The organism is Nonomuraea sp. NPDC051941, from assembly GCF_044593615.1.
Window position 1 is genome coordinate 104315 of sequence record NZ_JBIUCF010000030.1, and the last position, 16769, is coordinate 121083.

Here is a 16769-nt window from a genome sequence, read left to right on the forward strand (position 1 = left end):
TGTTCCGCCAAACCCTCAGGCGGCACCCGGCCGGACCACCCCGGTCTCGTACGCGAAGACCACGGCCTGCGCCCGGTCGCGCAGCGACAGCTTCATCAGCACCCGCGCCACGTGCGTCTTGACCGTGGCCTCCCCCACGTACAGCTCCCCGGCGATCTCCGCGTTGGTGAGGCCGCGCGCCAGCAGCCGCAGCACCTCCAGCTCGCGCGGCGTCAGCTCGGCCAGCCGGGGCGAGGGCGTCGGCTCGGCCCGGCCCGCGAACGTGGCGATCACCCGGCTCGTCACGGCCGGGTCGAGCAGCGCGTCACCCGCGTGCACCACCCTGATCGCCTCCAGGAGCTGCTCCGGCGGCGACACCTTCAGCAGGAACCCGCTGGTGCCGGCGCGCAGCGCGGCGTAGAGGTTCTCGTCGGTGTCGAACGTGGTCAGCGTGATGACCTTGGGCGGCGACGGGTCGTCCAGCAACTCCTTGGCCGCGGCCAGCCCGTCGAGCCGGGGCATCGAGATGTCCATGAGCACGATGTCCGGCCGCGTACGCCTGACCACGGCGACAGCCTCGCGCCCGTCGGACGCCTCCCCGACCACCTCCATGCCGGGGTCGCTGTCGACGACCATGCGCAGCCCGGCCCTGACCATCGCCTGATCGTCGGCGATGACTATGCGAATGCCCACAAGCCGGAGGGTAGACGCCGGGCACCCGCCTTGAACACCCAGGCCAAGCCGCACGCAAGTGAGTCACAAGTCACGACACATGGACGCTCTGCCGGATGCGGGTCTGGGTGGCGTCGTCGCACGTGGCCTTGGCGCAGAAGTACATCACGAGCATGGTCTTGGGCTGGCGGTCGATCACGTAGCTGACGAAGCCCAGCCTGGTGCCGGACGCGGGGTCGTGCAGGGAGCCGTCGAAGCGGGTGGCGGGGCTGGTGCCGGCCTGGTCCGGCACGGGTTTGCCGACGTCGACCTGGCCGGGCAGCAGGGCCTCCATCTTGGCCTTCATCTGCTCGGAGTTGCCGCCGGCGTCGAGGGTGTCGGAGACCTGGACGTAGACGCCCGAGGCGGAGTCGGGGTCGTCCTCGACGACCTGGGAGATCGCCGACCAGTCCGCTCCGGGGCCGGCCACGAACAGGGACTCGAACTCCTGGGCGTGCGGCGAGACCACCGCGAACAGGTCCTGGTGGGTGCGCACGGTCCAGTCGCCCGGGTACTCGAACGTGAGCGGCGCGGCCGAGCTGGTCTTGTAGCGGGACCAGGTGTCGCCGCGGTGGTTCATGATGATCATGGCGACGAGCGCGAGGGCCGCGACGGCGGCGACCAGCGTGGTGGCCACGATCAGGACGCGTCCCGGGCGTTTCTTGGGCGCGGTCGGATGCGTGGGGGGCGCGGGGGCCCGGTCCGACCCGATCGGCGTGAACGGGGGCCCCAGGACGGGCGCGGGACGCGGGCCTGAGGTGGGCCCAGAAGCGGGGCCGGTCGGAGGGCCGGTCGTGGGGCCCGTCGTGGGTCCGGTCGTGGGCCCCGGGACAGGCGCGGGGTACGGCGCCGGGTGCGGCCCGGAGTGGGCACCCTGGCGGGGCACGAGGTGGGGCCCGCTGGTGGGGCCGCTCATGGGGTCGGGCTGGTGCCCGCTGATCGCGTCACGCAGCGCGGTCACGAACTCCGTACAGGTGGCGTAACGCTGCTCGGGCGCCTTGGCCAGCGCCCGCATCATCACGGCGTCGATCTGCGCGGGCAGGTCGGGCCTGAGCTGCGACAGCGGCGTCGGCTGCTCGGCCAGGTGGGCCCAGAGCAGGGCGATGTCGTTCTCGCGCTGGAACGGCAGCCGCGCCGACAGCCCCTCGTAGACCACGCAGGCCAGCGCGTACTGGTCGGCGCGGCCGTCGATGTGCTCCTTGTTGATCTGCTCGGGCGACATGTAGCGGGGCGTGCCGATGAACTGGTCGGTCTGGGTCAGCCCGGAGATCGACGAGCGGTGCTTGGTGATGCCGAAGTCGGTGAGGTAGACGTGGTCGCCGGCCATCAGGATGTTGGCCGGTTTGACGTCGCGGTGGATCAGGTCGTGCGCGTGCGCGGCGTCGAGGGCGGCGGCGACCTGGGCGAAGACCTGGTTCGCCTGGGCGATCGGCAGCGGTCCGCGGTCGTAGATGAGCCGGCGCAGGTCGAGCCCGTCGACGTAGCGCATGGCGATGTAGAGGACGCCGTCGGCGTCCGCGTTGGCCTCGTAGATCGGGATGATGTTGGGGTGCTCGATGCTGGCGACCGTTCTGGACTCCAGGATGAACCGCTGCCTGAACCGGTCGTCGACGCTGAGCACCGGGTTGAGGATCTTCAGCGCCACCCGGCGGCTCAACCTGGGGTCGAGCGCAAGGTAGACCACGGCCATGCCGCCCTTGCCGACGATGTCCTCGATGTAGTACCCGGCCACCTCCTGGCCGATGAGCGATCTTTCGTTCAATGGCATCACGTCTCGATGGGGTGGCCGCAGTAACCGCAGAAGCGATGCGCGGGCCCGAGTCGCATGCCGCACGAGGTGCAGTATTTGATCGCCGGGTTCGGCGCGGTCATCACCTGCTGTTGTTGCTGCGGGACCATGGGGAAGGCCTGCGACCGCCGTACGACCACGGTCTGGTTGGCCCCGTCGTCGAGCGGTGGCGCGGCCGCCCCCGGTGGTTCTGGCGGCTCTGTCACCTTTTCAGGAGCACGGCGGCGCCACAGCAGATACGCCCCGCCCGCGGCTGCCATGAAAAGGATTCCGGCCGCCACGATGAACGGCCACAGCGGGGTCGACCGGGTGGTGGTGGCCGCCACCTGTTTCGTGCCCTGGTCCTCCGGCCCGCCCCGTTTCTCCAGCGAGGTCTTCAGCAGCTTGGCGGCCACGACGTTGCCCGGATAGAGCTCCAGCACGCGCTGGAAGCCGGGCGCGGCCTCCGTGTAGTACTTGGTGTGATAGCGGGTCAGCGCCGCCTCGAACGCCGTGTCGATCGCGCCTCTGCGCGGCACCACCTTGGCGGCGGCCAGGATGCCGTTGATCTCCCTGACGCCGATCATCCTGCCCTCTTTGCCGCCACCCACCAGCAGGCCGATGATGTGGCCGTTCTTGTCGCCGATCACGGGGGCGCCGATGAGTCCCTGGTCGGCCAGGCCGCCCAGCTTGACCGGCTCGTCCACCTTCTTCTCCGGGTCGGCGAACGGCCTGCCGTTGTCACCGCCCCCGCCACCCTTGCCCAGGTGGGCGATCTCGACGGTCTCCAGGACCTTCGGGCCCGGCCGGCCGAGGAAGCCCGCCACGTTGGTGGGCGCGCCCTCCTGCTCGGGCACCTGGTCGGCGAGCGGCGCGGTGGGCATGCCGACGCCTCCGGTCATGGGGGTCACCGGCACCAGCACGGCGGGGCTGTCGGGCGTCGGGCCGGCCTTGATGCACTTGACCTTGATGCCGTTGGGGGTCGGCGGCGACACGTTGGGATAGGCCGTGATCTCGGTGGTCACGTTGATGATGCAGGTGGCGGTGTCGGTCTTCGGCGGGTAGCACTCCGCCAGGTGGTGGCTGAGCAGGTCGTCCTTGAGCTTGTGCTTCTCGTAGTCGAGGGGAATCTTCACCTTGTGGTGCTCGGCGAAGACCTTGTTCGCCGCGTAGATCGCGACGTCGTTGGGGTTCACGGCCAGGCGCCGGAGTGCGACGATCGTGCCGTCGGGGTTGACGACGGTCCCCGTGCCCGCGGCGAACGGGATGTCGTAGGACCGCTCCACATGTTTGAGCTCGCCGATGTGGTCGAGCAGGGTGATCTCCACATGAGACACGGCTTCCAGTCGCACCACGGCCGGGGTCACCAGGTCGGTGATCCCGCTCGGGTGTTCGTGAGCCGCGGCCGGCATGGCGATCAGCACCAGTGCCGTCGCGACGCCACCGGCAAGAGCTGTGAGGCGCGCCATCTCCGCTCCCAACGCAGGTCTAGGACCAGGGTCCCAATCGCATGCTGTAAGTCAATAGACCGCCACGTAGACAAGCGCTTGCTAGGGGGCATAACGTACCTGGGTGGGCTACACGATCGGCGTAGATGTCGGTGGCACCTTCACCGATGTGGTCCTTGGAGGCACGTTCGGCGCGATTGCCGTGGCCAAATGTTTGAGCACCCACTACGACCCCATCGCGGGCATCGTGGTCGGCGTTACGCGCGCACTCGGCGACCGCGACCCCGCGCAGGTCACACGGGTCGTCCATGCGACGACGCTGGCCACCAACGCGGTGCTCGAACGCAAGGGGGTCCGGGTGGCTTTTGTCACCACCCAGGGCTTTCGCGCCGCCGTCCCGCTCGGGCGCTACGCGCGGGTCGAGGAGGACCGCTACGATCTGCGCTTCTCGCCGCCGCCTCCGCCGGTGGCCGCGGGCGACTGCTTCGAGGTGGTGGAACGCGTCTCGGCGCGCGGCGCGGTGCTCACGCCGCTGGACCTCGATTCCGTACGCCGGGCCGCCGCGGCGATCACGGCCCGCGGCATCACGTCGGCGGCGGTCTGCCTGCTGCACTCGTACGCCAACCCGGCCCATGAGCGGCAGGTCGCCGAGCTCCTGCGGGAGTCGATCCCGGACGTGGTGACCTCGTCGGAGATCTGGCCGGAGATCCGCGAGTACGAGCGCGCCACAACCACCATCATGTCCGCATATATCGGCCCATTGATGGCTTCGTACCTTTCGCAGCTCCGGGAGCGGCTGGCCGAGATCGGGATCCGCGCGCCCGTCCACGTCATGGAGTCGAGCGGCGGCGTGATCTCCGCCGAGCTGGCCGCCCGGCGCGCGGTGGCCACGATCGAGTCGGGCCCGGCGGCGGGGGTGCTGGCGGCGGCCGGGACCGGGTTCCCGGACGTGATCTCGTTCGACATGGGCGGGACCACCGCCAAGGCGTGCGTCGTACGCGGCGGGACGCCCGAGATCACGAACGAGTTCCACGTCGGCGGCAAGGGCAGCTTCGGCGGCCGGCGCGCGGGCACCGGCGTGCCCATCAAGACCCCGGCCATCGACCTGGCGGAGGTGGGGGCGGGCGGGGGCAGCGTCGCCTGGCTCGACGCGGCCGGCGCGCTCCGCGTCGGCCCGCACTCGGCGGGCTCCTCCCCCGGGCCCGCCTGTTACGGCCTGGGCGGCTCCGAACCCACGGTCACGGACGCGAACCTGGTCCTCGGTTACCTCTCCTCGGCCTCGCTCCCCCTGACCCCGGACCTGGCCGCCAAGGCCCTCGACCGGCTGGCCTCACCGCTGGGGGTCTCCCGGGAGGAGGCCGCGTACGCCGTGCACGAGATCGTCAGTGCCTCGATGGCGTCGGCGGTGCACGTGGTGACGGTGCAGCGCGGCATCGACCCGCGCGGCTTCGCCCTGGTCGCCTTCGGCGGCGCCGGTCCCATGCACGCGGCCCGGGTCGCGGAGCGCTTCGGGATCGGGACGGTCGTGGTGCCCGCGCACTGCGGCGTCGCCTCGGCGGCCGGACTCCTCACCGGCGCCCTCTCCACGGACCGCGTCCTGTCCCGCCTGGATGCCCCCGACCCCTCCGCCGTCTTCACCTCCCTGGCCACCGACGCCGCCGCCGACCTGGGCGTCTCACTCTCGGACCCCGGGGTGCTGGTGTCACGGTCGGTGGACGTCCGCTTCAAGGGCCAGTCCCACGACCTGACCGTCGAGTGGACGTCTTCCCGGGAGGAGCTGGCGGCCCGCTTCTTCGCGCGGTACGAGGAGGTGTACGGGATCGCGCAACGGGGCGAGATCGAACTGGTCAGCTACCGCATCCACCTCACCGCCCCCACCTCCCCACCCCCCGGCATCATCGGGAATGAGGCCGCCGGGAACGGGACGGCCGGGGACGCGACAGCCGGGGGCGGGGCGGCGGCGGCCGTGCCCCGGGCGAGGCGGGCGTACTTCCCGGAGACCGGCGGCTACGCCGAAGTCCCCGTCCACACCAGGGACACCATGGCCGGCGGCCCGCTCCACGGCCCCGCGATCATCGAGGACGCCGAGTCCACGATCGTCGTCCCGCCCGGCTGGACCGCCACCCTCGCCGAGACCCGCGCCGTCCACCTCACCAGGAGCACGACATGCCCGACCTCCTGACCGCCGAGGTGCTCAGGAACGCGCTCGTCGTCGCGGCGGAAGAGGCCAGCATCGTGGTGGTCCGCTCCGCGTACTCGACGTTCATCGTGGAGGGCTCCGACGCCTCGGCCGCCGTCCTCGACGCCCGGGGCCGCCTGATCGCCCAGTCCATGGCCACCACCCTCATGAACAGCATGGCGCTCAAGGTGGCGCTCCCCGAGCTCCTCAAGGACATCCCCGCGGACCGGATGAGCCCGGGCGACGTGTACGTGCTCAACGACGCCTACCGGGGCGGTGTGCACACCAACGACCTGCTCGTCTACCGCCCGGTCTTCGTCGGCCAGGCCCCCGCGTACTTCACCGCCACCATGATCCACGTCTCCGACCTGGGCGGCCTCTCGGCGGGCGGCATGGCCCCGCTGGCGACCGACATCTTCCTTGAGGGCCTCCAGCTCCCCCCGGTGCGCCTGGCCACCGAGGAGGGCCTGGATCCGACCGTGGAGGCCATCCTGCGGGCCAACAGCCGTACCCCCGACAAGGTCATGGGCGACGTGCGGGCCCTGGTGGCCGGGACGGCGGTGGCCGCCGCCCGGCTGGAGACCCTGGTCGGCGAGTACGGCGCGGAGGGCCTGAGCGCGGGCGTCGACGACTACCTGGACTACACCGAGGCCAGGACCCGCGCGGCGCTGGCCGAGCTGCCGAAGGGCCGGTTCGAGGCGGCATATCCGATCGACGATGACGGCATAAATCCCGAAAAATCGCATGAAATCCGGGTCGCCGTCACCCTCGGCGACGAACGAGCCGTGCTGGACTTCGCGGGCACCGGCCCGCAGGTCCCCGCCGCGATCAACGCCTCGGCCTCGCAGTCCCTCGCCGCCGCCGTCTTCGCCGTCCGCTGCTTCCTCGACCCCACGATCCCCATGAACGACGGCTGCCTGCGCGCCATCGACGTACGCCTGCCCGAGGGCTCCCTGCTCAACGCCCGCTCCCCCTACCCGTGCGGCGGCCGGTACGTCCCGATCTACGCCGCCATGGAGGCCGTCTTCCAGGCCATGTCCGACGCCGTCCCCGAGCGTGCCATCGCCCCCAGCGGGATCCTGCAGCCGTTCTCGATCGCCGCCGTCGGGGCGCCGTACTGGATCCACCTCTCCTACGACTTCGGCGGCGTGGGCGCCCGCCGGGGCCTGGACGGCCCGGACGCCACGGGCGTGCACTTCGGCATCGGCCGCAACTCGGTCCCGCAGGCGGAGCCGGTGGAGAGCCGCTGCCCGCTGATCGTCGAGTCCGTCGAGACCATCCCGGACTCGGGCGGCCCCGGCCGGTTCCGCGGCGGGCTGGGCTCGCGCACGGTCTACCGTTTCCTGGCCGACTGCCACGTCACCACCCGCGGCGACCGCCTCCGCCTTCCGCCCCCTGGCCGTGCCGGCGGGCAGCCGGGGCGGCTCGGCGGCTTCTTCAGGCGCCACCTGGACGGGACGGTGGAACGGCTGGCGTCCAAGGTCAACAACGTGCGGTTCGCGGCCGGGGAGGCGTTCATCGTGGAGACGACGGGCGGCGCCGGCCTCGGCCCACCCGCCGGACGCGACCCCGAGGCGATCCTGGCCGACCTCGAGGCCGGGCGCGTCACGGCCCGAGGAGCAGCCGAAGATTACGGGTTCCAGCCGCGGAGGCGCATCAAGTCAGCGGGGTCGAAACTCACAGGGAAGGGCGACGACAAGGCGACCGTGGTTCCTGCCTTGTAGGCCACAGGTCCTGCGTAGGTGCGACCATCGAGCTCGTAGACGTAGACCGTCGGCCCTTCCATGGGCTCGACGCGCCAGTAGAGGGGGATACCCGCCTCTGCGTATGCCGCCACTTTGGTCGCTCTGTCATGCGCCTTGCTGCTCGGGCTGACCACCTCCACGGCCAAGAGTAGGTCGCTGGGCGCGTACATGAGGTCAACCGCCTCAGACACCTGCTCGGGCACGACGACAAGCTCGGGGATGTAGAGATCCTCGTTGCTCGGGCTGACGTTGACGGTTGTCAAGCACTCCAGCTCAGGCGGTGCCGCAGCTTGGAGTATGGTCAGCAACCGGGTGATGACCCGCTGGTGCCGGGGGGTGGGGGCAGGACTCACTACTAGGCTCCCGTTGAAGAGCTCGTAACGGTTCCCGTCGTCGGGGAACTTGAACAGGTCGTCGACAGTGAACGGCGCGACAGGAAATGCCGTGCCCGCCGTCCGGTCGATCGTCGCCATTGCGGTCACCCACCAAGTATCGGGAACCTTGCCCTCGCCCACATGCTACTTGCCCAAATCTCGTCACCTAAAGTCACGATGTCGCCACGCTTCGGCGCCCTGGAGGACCGCCGCGTGGACGGCGCGGGCCGCGCGGGCGCCCCACTCCGAGCGCGGCCCGCCGAACAGCTCCGCGGGCCCCTCCGCCGGCGCGGCCACGCAGACCGCGTCCGAGGCCGTGCCCGTGCACGGGAAGCCCGCCTCGATCAGCGCCTGGGACTTCGCCTCCGTGACCGTCATCACCGCGTTGACGAGGGCCGCGTCCGTCATGGCCACCGGCAGCACGGTCACGATGTTGATGGTCCCCACCCGCATCGGCGCCAGCTCCGGGTCCGCGCTCCCCTCGGGGGCGGCGGCCCAGGTCGGGACGCGGAGGCCGACGGTCGCGTACGCCTCCACGCCGCCGTCCGAGGCCTGGACGCAGCGGTCGACGGAGGCGGCGGTGAGCATGCCGACGCCGTCCCCGGCCGGGCCTAACGACAGCAGGTGGTCGACCGGGTCCATCCGTGAATACCCGGCCACCACCTGCGCGTTCAGCACCCACTCGCGCGGGCCGATCCCGCCGCCGAGCAGCGCGGAGGAGATCATCCGCCAGCCCGGCCCGAACTCCCACAGCAGCGCTCCCAGCCGCGCCCCGTCCTCCACCCGATATGTGAGCTTCATGGCCCTCCCCTGACGAGGTGCACGACGGGCCGGCCGTCCGGCCCCGGCTCGATCTTGACATGGGCGTCGAAGTGCCGTCCCACCAACGGCTCGGTGAGCACCTGGGCGGGCTTGCCGGAGGCCACCGCGCGGCCGCCGGCCAGCAGGAGCAGGGAGTCGGCGTAGAGACCGGCGACGGTCAGGTCGTGCAGGGTGGTGACGACGGTCAGGCCGTCCGCCCGCCGCAGCCGGTCCACCAGCTCCAGCACCTGTTGCTGGTGCCCGAGGTCGAGGGCCGTCGTGGGCTCGTCCAGCAGCAGGACGGGCGCCTCCTGGGCGAGGGCCCTGGCCAGCACCACGCGCTGGCGCTCGCCGCCGGACAGCTCCCCCGCGCGCCGCATGGCGAGCGCGGTCAGGTCGAGCCGTTCGAGCACGCCGGCGGTGACCTCCCGGTCGTGCGCGCTCTCCCTGCCCAGGTAGGGGATGTACGGGGTGCGCCCGAGCAGCGCGTAGTCGAAGACCGTCATGTCGGGCGGCAGGGCCGGAGTCTGGGGGGCGTAGGCCAGCAGGCGGGCACGTTCGCGGGGTTTGAGCCGGGCCGCCGGCCGGGAGTCCAGCGTGACCTCGCCCCGGTGCGCGACGAGACCCATGACGGCCTTGAGCAGGGTGGACTTGCCCGCCCCGTTGGGCCCGATGATCGCCAGCCACTCGCCGCGGCGCACCTGGAGCGAGACGTCGGACACGACCTCGCGGTCGCCGAGCCGTACCGACAGCGCCTGGGTGCTGATCATGTCGCCGTCCGCCTGGTCATGCGCAGGACGCCGACGAAGAACGGCGCCCCCACGAACATGGTCACCACTCCGATCGGCAGCTCGGCGGGCGCGATCACCGTACGCGCGATGAGGTCGGCCAGCACCAGGAACGCCCCGCCGCCGATCAGCGAGAGCGGCAGGACGATCCGGTACGAGCCGCCCGCCAGCCGCCGCACGATGTGCGGGATGACGATGCCCACGAACCCGATCAGCCCGCTCACCGCCACGGCCGCCGCGGTGGCCAGGGAGGCGGCCAGCAGCACGGTGAGGCGCACCCTGGCCGCCCGCACGCCGAGGCTGGTGGCCTCCTCGTCGCCCACGGACAGCACGTCCAGCATCCGCCCGTGCAGCAGGAGCAGCACGGCCGAGACGGCGGCGTACGGCAGCACCAGCCAGAACTGGTCCCACCCGCCGCCGACGTCGCCGAGGATCCACGAGTAGACGCGCTGCAGCTCCTCGACCTTGAACTGCTGGATGAACGTCTGGATCGCGGTCAGGAACGAGGTGACCGCCACCCCGGCCAGCACCAGCGTCGCGGTGCCGCCGGAGCGCCCGGCGGTGTTGCCGAGCGTGTACGCCAGGAACACCCCGCCGACGGCCCCGAGGAAGGCCGCGACGGGGATGCTCGCGCCCGACTCCGGCAGCAGCACGATGGCCACGGTCGTCGCCAGGCCGGCCCCGGCCGCGGCCCCCAGCAGGTACGGGTCGGCGAGCGGGTTGCGGAACACGCCCTGGTACCCCGCCCCCGCCATGGCCAGCAGCCCTCCGACCACCGCCGCCACCAGCACCCGCGGCAGCCGCAGCTCGAACAGCAGCCCCTGCTCGACCGGCGCGAGCCCGGAGTCCACGTGCACGAACGGCAGCCAGTCCACGGCCTGGAGCACCACCTGCCACGGCGAGATGTCGGCCGCTCCGTCCAGCAGCCCGGCGATCATGCAGACGGCCAGCACGCCCAGGGCGCACGCGATCCAGAGTGGTCTGGCCCTCGACGGGCCGGCCTGCGCCGCCATGGTCAGCTCTTGGCCCCGGCCTTGGCGACCGCGGCGCCGATGGACTCGGCGAGCTGGACGACGCGCGGCCCCCAGCGGGAGGCCAGGTCGTCGTCGAGCTGGATCACCTGGTCGTTCTTGATGGCCGACAGGCCCTTCCAGCCCGGCCGCTTGGCCAGGGTGTCCTTGCTCTGCTGGCAGCACTTGACGTCACCGAGGAAGATCATGTCGGGGTCCGCCTGGGCCACGAACTCGGCCGACAGCTTCGGATAGCCGCCCGCCTGGTCGGGCGCCTTGTCCGCGATGTTGGTGAGGCCGAACAGGCCGTAGACCTGGCCGATGAACGTCCGGGACGTCGCCGCGTACGGCGTCTGGTCGAGCTCGTGGTAGTACGTGAGCTTCTTGTCCTTGGGCGCCTCGGCGGCCAGCTTGTCCATGGCCGTCTTCATGCCGGAGACGACCTCGTCGGCCTTGGCCTGGTTGCCGGTGGCCGCGCCGATCTCGGCGATCTCCTCGTACGCCTCGTCGAGCTTGGTGGCGGCCGGTTCGAGCAGGACGGGCACGTTCACCTTGCCCAGCTCGGCGACGATCTGGTCGATGTCGTTGGAGACGATGACCAGGTCGGGCTTCTGGGCGACGATGGCCTCGACGTTCGGCTTGAAGCCGGACAGGTCGGTCTTGGGGACCTCGGCCGGGTAGTTCGACTGGTCGTCCACGGCGACGACCTGGGGGCCCGCGCCGATGGCGAAGAGCGTCTCGGTGTGGGTGGCCGAGAGGGAGACGATCCGCTCGGGCTTCTTGGCGAGGGTGACCTTGCCGTTGCCCGCCTCGACGGTGACGGGGAAGCCCGCCCCGGAGTCAGGCGCGGAGGCGGTGGCAGGGGCGGAGGCGGAGGAAGCGCTGGGGGCGGCGGACGGGGTGGCTGTGGTGCCGGTCTGGCCGCATCCGGCCAGGATCAGCGTTCCCAGCAGCGCGCCCGCGAGGGCCGTACGTCGGGGCCTCACGAGTAGTCCTTTCACTGTCGGAACCGAGAGACCCGCGTTTGAGCGACGGATCACCCTTTTCCACGAGGGTTGATGACGTCAGCGCAGAGGCAGGCGACCTGGCTATGACAGTTGCGGGACAGCGCCGGACTCACACCGGACTTCGCTGCGACCCTGCGCATCGGACAAACGCTATCAATCCTCCGGATGCCCGCGGCGTCAAGGGGCCAGTTGGGACTCCGCCTCGGCGATGATCTCCTGGAGCCTGAGCCCGTGGGCGGCGTCGAGCGGGTGGCCGCCGCCGTTCCGCACGGTTCCGGCGAACTCCTCGGCGATGGTGTCCAGGGGGTCGTCGTCGAAGTGCGGGAGCACGGCGCTGCCGGTGCGTCCGTACACGGCGAACGTCGCGGGCGGCAGGTCGCCGACCGCGGCCATGCACAGCGACGCCTCGGAGACCGCGCCGCCCTCGTGCTCGAGCAGCAGGCCGGTCCAGCCGAGCGAGTTGCCGTGCGCGCGCACGCCGGTCACCGGGCCGAGCGCGGCGCCCAGCAGGTCGATCACGTGCGGGCCGACGTCGAGCAGCACGCCGCGCTCCAGCCGCCAGGGGGTGGCGAAGGGGTGGTCGCCGAGGAGGGTGCCGGAGATGTTCGCGGCGTGGCCGCCGAACGGCTGGATCTCGCGGCACCGGGCCAGGAAGGCGCGGGCCTGGGGGGCGTACCGCAGGGTGAGCACCAGCTGGGAGGCGACGCCCGCCTCCGCGACGGCCTCGGCCAGGCGCCGCGCGCCGTCCAGCGTGTCCGCGAGCGGCTTCTCCAGCAGCAGCGCCTTGCCCGCGCGGGCGGCGCGGACGCCGAGCTCGGCCTGTACGGCGGGCGGCACGCAGAACGCCACGGCCTCGCAGGCGTCGAACAACTCCTCGACGCGCTCGAACACCGGCGCTCCGAGCCGGGCGGCGGCCTCGGGACGGCGGGCCCACACCCCGGCCAGCCGCGTGTGCGGCCCCTTGGACAGCATCGGCGCGTGCGCCATCTCGGCCCACGGGCCCGCTCCGACCAGCCCGACCGCCACCGGCTCCATGAGACCTCCCCTGTTACCGCACGTATGGGGAGGATCTTCCCACACCACCGGCATGACGGCCGGTGGCTCGATGGGCGGGTGCCCCGCGCGGCGCCCGCCCATCGGCGTCAGTGGGGCCCGTCGTTCAGGTCGCGCCGGCGCTGGACGGCGTGCTGCGGGCGGTGGGCCAGGGTGCCGGAGTCGATGGTCAGGGTCTGACCGGTGATGCAGCGGGCCTCGTCGGAGGCGAGGAAGCACACCAGGTTCGCGACGTCGTCGGGGGTGCACGGCCACGGCAGGAGGCGTTCGGCGGCCTTGTCGGCGAGCTGCCCCTGGCTCAGGGCCCGCTGGGCGGTCTCGGTGAGGACGAGGGCGGGGGCGACGGCGTTGCAGCGGACGCCGCGGGAGCCGTACATCGTGGCCACGTAACGGGTGAAGCCGATCAGGGCCGCCTTCGAGGCCCCGTACGCGGCGTGGACCTCGTCCCCGACCAGGGCGGACACCGACGACATGAGGACGATGGCGCCGCCGTCCGGCATGGCGGGCACCGTGTGCTTGACCATGAGCATGGCGCCGCGCAGGTTGACCTCCATCGTGCGGTCCCAGACCCCGACGTCGAGCGAGTCCAGATCCCGGTCGCGGCCGTAGACGCCGGCGTCGAGCGCGGCGGCGTTGGAGTGCAGGACGTCCACCCGGCCGAACGACGTCACCAGGGCCGCGACCGCCTCCTCCACCTGCTTCTCGTCGGAGACGTCGCAGGTCAGGGCCATGGCCGTGCCGCCGTGGGCGCGGATGGCGGCCGCGGTGGACTTCGCCCCGGCCGCGCGCAGGTCCAGGACGCCGACGCAGGCACCTTCGGCGGCCAGGCGCGCCGCGCAGGCCGCGCCGATGCCCGAGCCCGCGCCCGTCACCATCGCGACCCGCCCGTCGAACCGGCCTGAGACGAACCGGCCCGAGGGGCGGCCGCTCACCACTCCACCGCCAGGGACGTCAGGCCGCGGCCGACGATCGACCTGCGGTGGGCGACCGGCTCGCCGGGGACGAGCCGCAGGCCGGGCAGGCGGCGGCCGAGCACGTCGAGCGCGGTGCGCAGCTGCAGGCGGCCGAGCGCGGCGCCGACGCAGAAGTGGATGCCGTAGCCGAAGACCATGTGCTCGGCGGCGTTCGGCCGGTCGATCAGGAAGCGCTCGGGCTCGGGGAAGACGCTCTCGTCGTGGGCGGCGGAGTCGGTGGAGAGCAGGACGAGGGCGCCGGCCGGGATCGTCACGCCGTGCAGGGGGATGTCGGTCACGGCGTAGCGGAACGAGCCCAGCGACGCGCCGTCGATGCGCATGCACTCCTCGGCGGCGTTCGCGACCAGGTCGGGCGGCACCGGCCAGGCACCCTCCCGCAGCAGGCGCAGGACGGTGTTGCCGAGCTGGTTGGGGACGGTGTCGTTGCCGCCGAGCAGGATCGTGGAGATCAGCTCGACGACCTCGCGATGGGTCAGCTCCGCGCCGATCAGGGAGGTCATCAGGGACGTGAAGTCGTCCTGCGGGTCCTTGGCCCGGGAGGCGACCAGGCGGTCCACGTAGTCGAGATAGGTCAGGAAGCTGCCGGCGAGTTCGAGCTGGCGCTCCGGCGGCTGCGGCGACAGGAAGAGCTGGAACCAGTCCTTGACGTGCGCCTGGACGAACGCCTCGTCGGCCTCGGGCACGCCGATGAAGCGGGCGGTCAGCTTGATCGACGGCTCGTGGCCGATCTCGCCGACGAAGTCGGCGCTCTTGCGTGGCTCCAGGCGGTCGAGCAGGTCCTCGTTGAGCCGCCGGAACTCCTGCTCCATGGCCGCCACGGCGCGCGGCGTGAACGCCTTCGACACCGATCGGCGCAGGCGGGTGTGGTCGGGCGGGTCCACGTTCGCCACGAAACTGGACAGGAACGAGCCGTGCTCGCCCAGCTTCTCCCTGGTCTCGCGGGTGAGGCTGCGGGAGATCGTGAGCGAGCCCTTGGAGGAGAAGCGCCGCGGATCGCCGTAGGCCGCCCGCACGTCGGGGTAGCGGGTCAGGACGTACGCGCCGAGGTGCTCGCTGCGGAAGACCGGCCGCTCCCGGCGCAGCCCGCGGAGGAAGTCGTACGGGGCGGCGACGTGCCAGTCCGCGCTGACGTCGAAGTCCTCGATGTCACCGGTCATGCGAAGATCCTCCGCGGGTTGTCGACGAGCATCTGGTGGACCTGGTCGTCCGTGACGCCCCTCTTGCGGAGCTCGGGAACGACGTCGCGGGGGACGTGGAGAAGGTGGTAGTTGGGGTGGCGCCGCCGTACGACGTCGGCGTCGAAGCGGTCGTTGAAGCAGTAGGAGTCGTGACTTAAGACCATTTTTCCGGCGTGTCCGCGCTCGCATAGCTTCGCCACGATCTCCACGCGGTCCTCGAACGGGCTGATCGTCTCGATGCCGAAGCGGTCCATGCCGAGGTAGGAGCCGTTGGCGATCAGCTCTTCCAGGTAGGCCACGTCCGTGGAGTCCCCGGCGTGCCCGATGACCACCTTGCCCAGGTCCACGCCGAGCTCGCCCAGGAGGCGCTGCTGTTCGAGGCCGCCCCTGGAGGCGCTGTGGGAGTGCGTGGTGATCGGCGTACCGGTCTCCAGGTGCGCCTGCGCGACCGCCCGGAACACCCGCTCGCAGCCCTTGGTCATCCCCAGGTGGTCGGAGGCGCACTTGAGCATGGCCGCCTTGACGCCGGTCCGGCCGATCCCCTCGACGATGTCCCGTACGAAGAACTCGGCCAGCCGGTCCGGCCCTCCGAACAGCGACCCCGGGCCCCGGTTGGCGAAGTACGGCGGCAGGGCGTCGTAGGTGTACAGGCCGGTGGCGGCCACGATGTTCACGCCGGTCAGCTCGGCCACGCGCTGGACGGCGGGGATGTACCTGCCGAGCCCCACCACGGTCAGGTCCACGATCGTGTCGATGCCCTCGGCCTTGAGCGCGTCGAGCTTGCCCGCCGCCTCGCGCGCCCGCGTCTCGAGGTCCCAGCCCTCGGGGATGTCCGGCCAGCTCCACAGGATCTCGGGGCTCAGCCCGAAGACGTGCTCGTGCATGAGCGTGGCCCCGAGCTCCGCCACCGGCCCCCGTACGGTCTCAGGCATCCCGGCCTCCGAGGCTCACGACGGGGAATCTCTCGTGCTCGAACGGCCGGTTGACCTCGAGCCCGAGCCCGTCGGTCTGCCGGTAGGGCAGGCCGGTGTAGAGGGCGTCGGCGTCGAAGTACGTGACGGTGAACGACAGGCGCGGGCTGTCGCGGCGGTTCGCGGGCGCGCCGTGCACGGTCAGGGCGTGGTGCACGGTGGCGTCGCCCGCTTTGAGGTCGAGCGGCGGCGACAGCTCCAGCTCCTTGAGCCACGGGTGCTGGGTGAGCTGGTCGTCCCCCGGTCGGGTGAAGCTCCGGCCGAGCAGCCCGTACCGGTGCGAACGGTCGTAGAAGCGCAGCGACCCCATGTCGGCGGGGACGTCGGCGAGGGCCAGCCACACGGTCAGCATGGCCGAGCGGTCCATCGGCATCCAGGGGAAGTCCTGGTGGAACTCGGTCGCGCCGTGCTCCCCCGCCTCCTTGACCAGGAGGTTGGTGACCTGCACGCGCACGGCCCGGACGCCGCGCAGCAGCCGTACGGCGTTGCGCCCCATCTCGGGGCTCGACGTCAGCGCGCCGAACATCTCGTCGCTCGCCGCGATGTCCCTCGACTGCCCGAACGCCTCGTCGACCAGCGTCTCGTGGCTCCTGGACCGGCCGTTCATGAAGCCGGTGGCGCGTTCGCGCAGGGCCGCGACGGTGCCCGGGGCGATCAGCCGGCCGAGCCGCACCCAGCCGTGCTCGCCGAAGAACGCCGCCTCGTCGTCTGTCACCTGGCGGACCGGGATCTCCATGCCCCCAGTCTGGCACCTAAGCAAGCGCTTGGTAAACCCGTGATTTG

Annotated in this window: 15 protein-coding genes; 2 read left to right on the top strand and 13 right to left on the bottom strand. The window is 71.6% G+C overall.

The window, feature by feature from the left end; translation table 11 throughout:
* Positions 1-15 precede the first annotated feature (15 nt).
* From ACIHFD_RS40210 to ACIHFD_RS40220, 3 genes are all read right to left on the bottom strand, one after another.
* Positions 16-672 carry a response regulator transcription factor gene (locus tag ACIHFD_RS40210; protein WP_185072735.1) on the bottom strand — a complete coding sequence of 219 codons (657 nt, stop codon included), beginning with the start codon at positions 670-672 and terminating at the stop codon, positions 16-18.
* 70 nt (positions 673-742) lie between these two features.
* Positions 743-2458 (bottom strand): serine/threonine protein kinase, encoded by a 1716-nt coding sequence (locus ACIHFD_RS40215; protein WP_397371412.1) that lies wholly within the window; start codon positions 2456-2458, stop codon positions 743-745.
* Positions 2458-3927, bottom strand: coding sequence for a zinc ribbon domain-containing protein (locus ACIHFD_RS40220; protein WP_397371413.1), 1470 nt, complete (start codon positions 3925-3927; stop codon positions 2458-2460). Before ACIHFD_RS40220 ends, ACIHFD_RS40215 begins: the two co-directional genes overlap by 1 nt.
* A gap of 103 nt (positions 3928-4030) precedes the next feature.
* Between ACIHFD_RS40220 and ACIHFD_RS40225 the strand changes: the two genes are divergently transcribed.
* Both ACIHFD_RS40225 and ACIHFD_RS40230 read left to right on the top strand, forming a co-directional pair.
* Positions 4031-6088, top strand: coding sequence for a hydantoinase/oxoprolinase family protein (locus tag ACIHFD_RS40225; protein ID WP_397371414.1), 2058 nt, complete (start codon positions 4031-4033; stop codon positions 6086-6088).
* Positions 6073-7809, top strand: coding sequence for a hydantoinase B/oxoprolinase family protein (locus ACIHFD_RS40230; protein ID WP_397371415.1), 1737 nt, complete (start codon positions 6073-6075; stop codon positions 7807-7809). Before ACIHFD_RS40225 ends, ACIHFD_RS40230 begins: the two co-directional genes overlap by 16 nt.
* Here ACIHFD_RS40230 and ACIHFD_RS40235 read toward each other — a convergent pair.
* The 10 genes from ACIHFD_RS40235 to ACIHFD_RS40280 all read right to left on the bottom strand — a co-directional run bounded on the left by ACIHFD_RS40235 (position 7716) and on the right by ACIHFD_RS40280 (position 16722).
* On the bottom strand, positions 7716-8303 hold the full coding sequence (locus ACIHFD_RS40235; protein ID WP_397371416.1) for a Uma2 family endonuclease: 588 nt from the start codon (positions 8301-8303) through the stop codon (positions 7716-7718). The genes ACIHFD_RS40230 and ACIHFD_RS40235 overlap by 94 nt on opposite strands.
* Before the next feature lie 63 nt (positions 8304-8366).
* Positions 8367-9005: an adenosylcobinamide amidohydrolase gene (locus ACIHFD_RS40240; RefSeq protein ID WP_397371417.1), complete on the bottom strand. Its 639-nt coding sequence runs from the start codon at positions 9003-9005 to the stop codon at positions 8367-8369.
* Positions 9002-9775, bottom strand: a complete 774-nt coding sequence (locus tag ACIHFD_RS40245; protein ID WP_397371418.1) for an ABC transporter ATP-binding protein — start codon at positions 9773-9775, stop codon at positions 9002-9004. Before ACIHFD_RS40245 ends, ACIHFD_RS40240 begins: the two co-directional genes overlap by 4 nt.
* Entirely contained in the window at positions 9772-10806 is a 1035-nt protein-coding gene (locus ACIHFD_RS40250) for an iron ABC transporter permease (RefSeq protein ID WP_355206361.1), read from the bottom strand. Before ACIHFD_RS40250 ends, ACIHFD_RS40245 begins: the two co-directional genes overlap by 4 nt.
* A 2-nt stretch (positions 10807-10808) precedes the next feature.
* Positions 10809-11789, bottom strand: a complete 981-nt coding sequence (locus ACIHFD_RS40255; RefSeq protein ID WP_397371419.1) for an ABC transporter substrate-binding protein — start codon at positions 11787-11789, stop codon at positions 10809-10811.
* 198 nt (positions 11790-11987) lie between these two features.
* Positions 11988-12845, bottom strand: a complete 858-nt coding sequence (locus ACIHFD_RS40260; RefSeq protein ID WP_350728671.1) for a Gfo/Idh/MocA family oxidoreductase — start codon at positions 12843-12845, stop codon at positions 11988-11990.
* Between the two features lie 107 nt (positions 12846-12952).
* The gene (locus ACIHFD_RS40265) at positions 12953-13795 is read right to left on the bottom strand and encodes an SDR family oxidoreductase (protein WP_355206370.1); all 843 of its coding nucleotides are present in this window, start codon (positions 13793-13795) and stop codon (positions 12953-12955) included.
* Positions 13792-14994, bottom strand: coding sequence for a cytochrome P450 (locus ACIHFD_RS40270; protein WP_397371420.1), 1203 nt, complete (start codon positions 14992-14994; stop codon positions 13792-13794). Before ACIHFD_RS40270 ends, ACIHFD_RS40265 begins: the two co-directional genes overlap by 4 nt.
* Positions 14991-15947 (bottom strand): phosphotriesterase, encoded by a 957-nt coding sequence (locus ACIHFD_RS40275; protein ID WP_397371421.1) that lies wholly within the window; start codon positions 15945-15947, stop codon positions 14991-14993. Before ACIHFD_RS40275 ends, ACIHFD_RS40270 begins: the two co-directional genes overlap by 4 nt.
* The gene (locus ACIHFD_RS40280) at positions 15940-16722 is read right to left on the bottom strand and encodes a phytanoyl-CoA dioxygenase family protein (RefSeq protein ID WP_397371422.1); all 783 of its coding nucleotides are present in this window, start codon (positions 16720-16722) and stop codon (positions 15940-15942) included. Before ACIHFD_RS40280 ends, ACIHFD_RS40275 begins: the two co-directional genes overlap by 8 nt.
* Positions 16723-16769: the final 47 nt, after the last annotated feature.

What these genes read in the sequence shown, in the direction of transcription:
- ACIHFD_RS40250 (WP_355206361.1), bottom strand. Translation starts at nt 10,806, where the DNA reads ATGGCGGCGCAGGCCGGCCCGTCGAGGGCCAGACCACTCTGGATCGCG.
- ACIHFD_RS40230 (WP_397371415.1), top strand. Translation starts at nt 6,073, where the DNA reads ATGCCCGACCTCCTGACCGCCGAGGTGCTCAGGAACGCGCTCGTCGTC.
- ACIHFD_RS40275 (WP_397371421.1), bottom strand. Translation starts at nt 15,947, where the DNA reads ATGCCTGAGACCGTACGGGGGCCGGTGGCGGAGCTCGGGGCCACGCTC.
- ACIHFD_RS40220 (WP_397371413.1), bottom strand. Translation starts at nt 3,927, where the DNA reads ATGGCGCGCCTCACAGCTCTTGCCGGTGGCGTCGCGACGGCACTGGTG.
- ACIHFD_RS40280 (WP_397371422.1), bottom strand. Translation starts at nt 16,722, where the DNA reads ATGGAGATCCCGGTCCGCCAGGTGACAGACGACGAGGCGGCGTTCTTC.
- ACIHFD_RS40270 (WP_397371420.1), bottom strand. Translation starts at nt 14,994, where the DNA reads ATGACCGGTGACATCGAGGACTTCGACGTCAGCGCGGACTGGCACGTC.
- ACIHFD_RS40215 (WP_397371412.1), bottom strand. Translation starts at nt 2,458, where the DNA reads ATGCCATTGAACGAAAGATCGCTCATCGGCCAGGAGGTGGCCGGGTAC.
- ACIHFD_RS40245 (WP_397371418.1), bottom strand. Translation starts at nt 9,775, where the DNA reads ATGATCAGCACCCAGGCGCTGTCGGTACGGCTCGGCGACCGCGAGGTC.
- ACIHFD_RS40235 (WP_397371416.1), bottom strand. Translation starts at nt 8,303, where the DNA reads ATGGCGACGATCGACCGGACGGCGGGCACGGCATTTCCTGTCGCGCCG.
- ACIHFD_RS40260 (WP_350728671.1), bottom strand. Translation starts at nt 12,845, where the DNA reads ATGGAGCCGGTGGCGGTCGGGCTGGTCGGAGCGGGCCCGTGGGCCGAG.
- ACIHFD_RS40240 (WP_397371417.1), bottom strand. Translation starts at nt 9,005, where the DNA reads ATGAAGCTCACATATCGGGTGGAGGACGGGGCGCGGCTGGGAGCGCTG.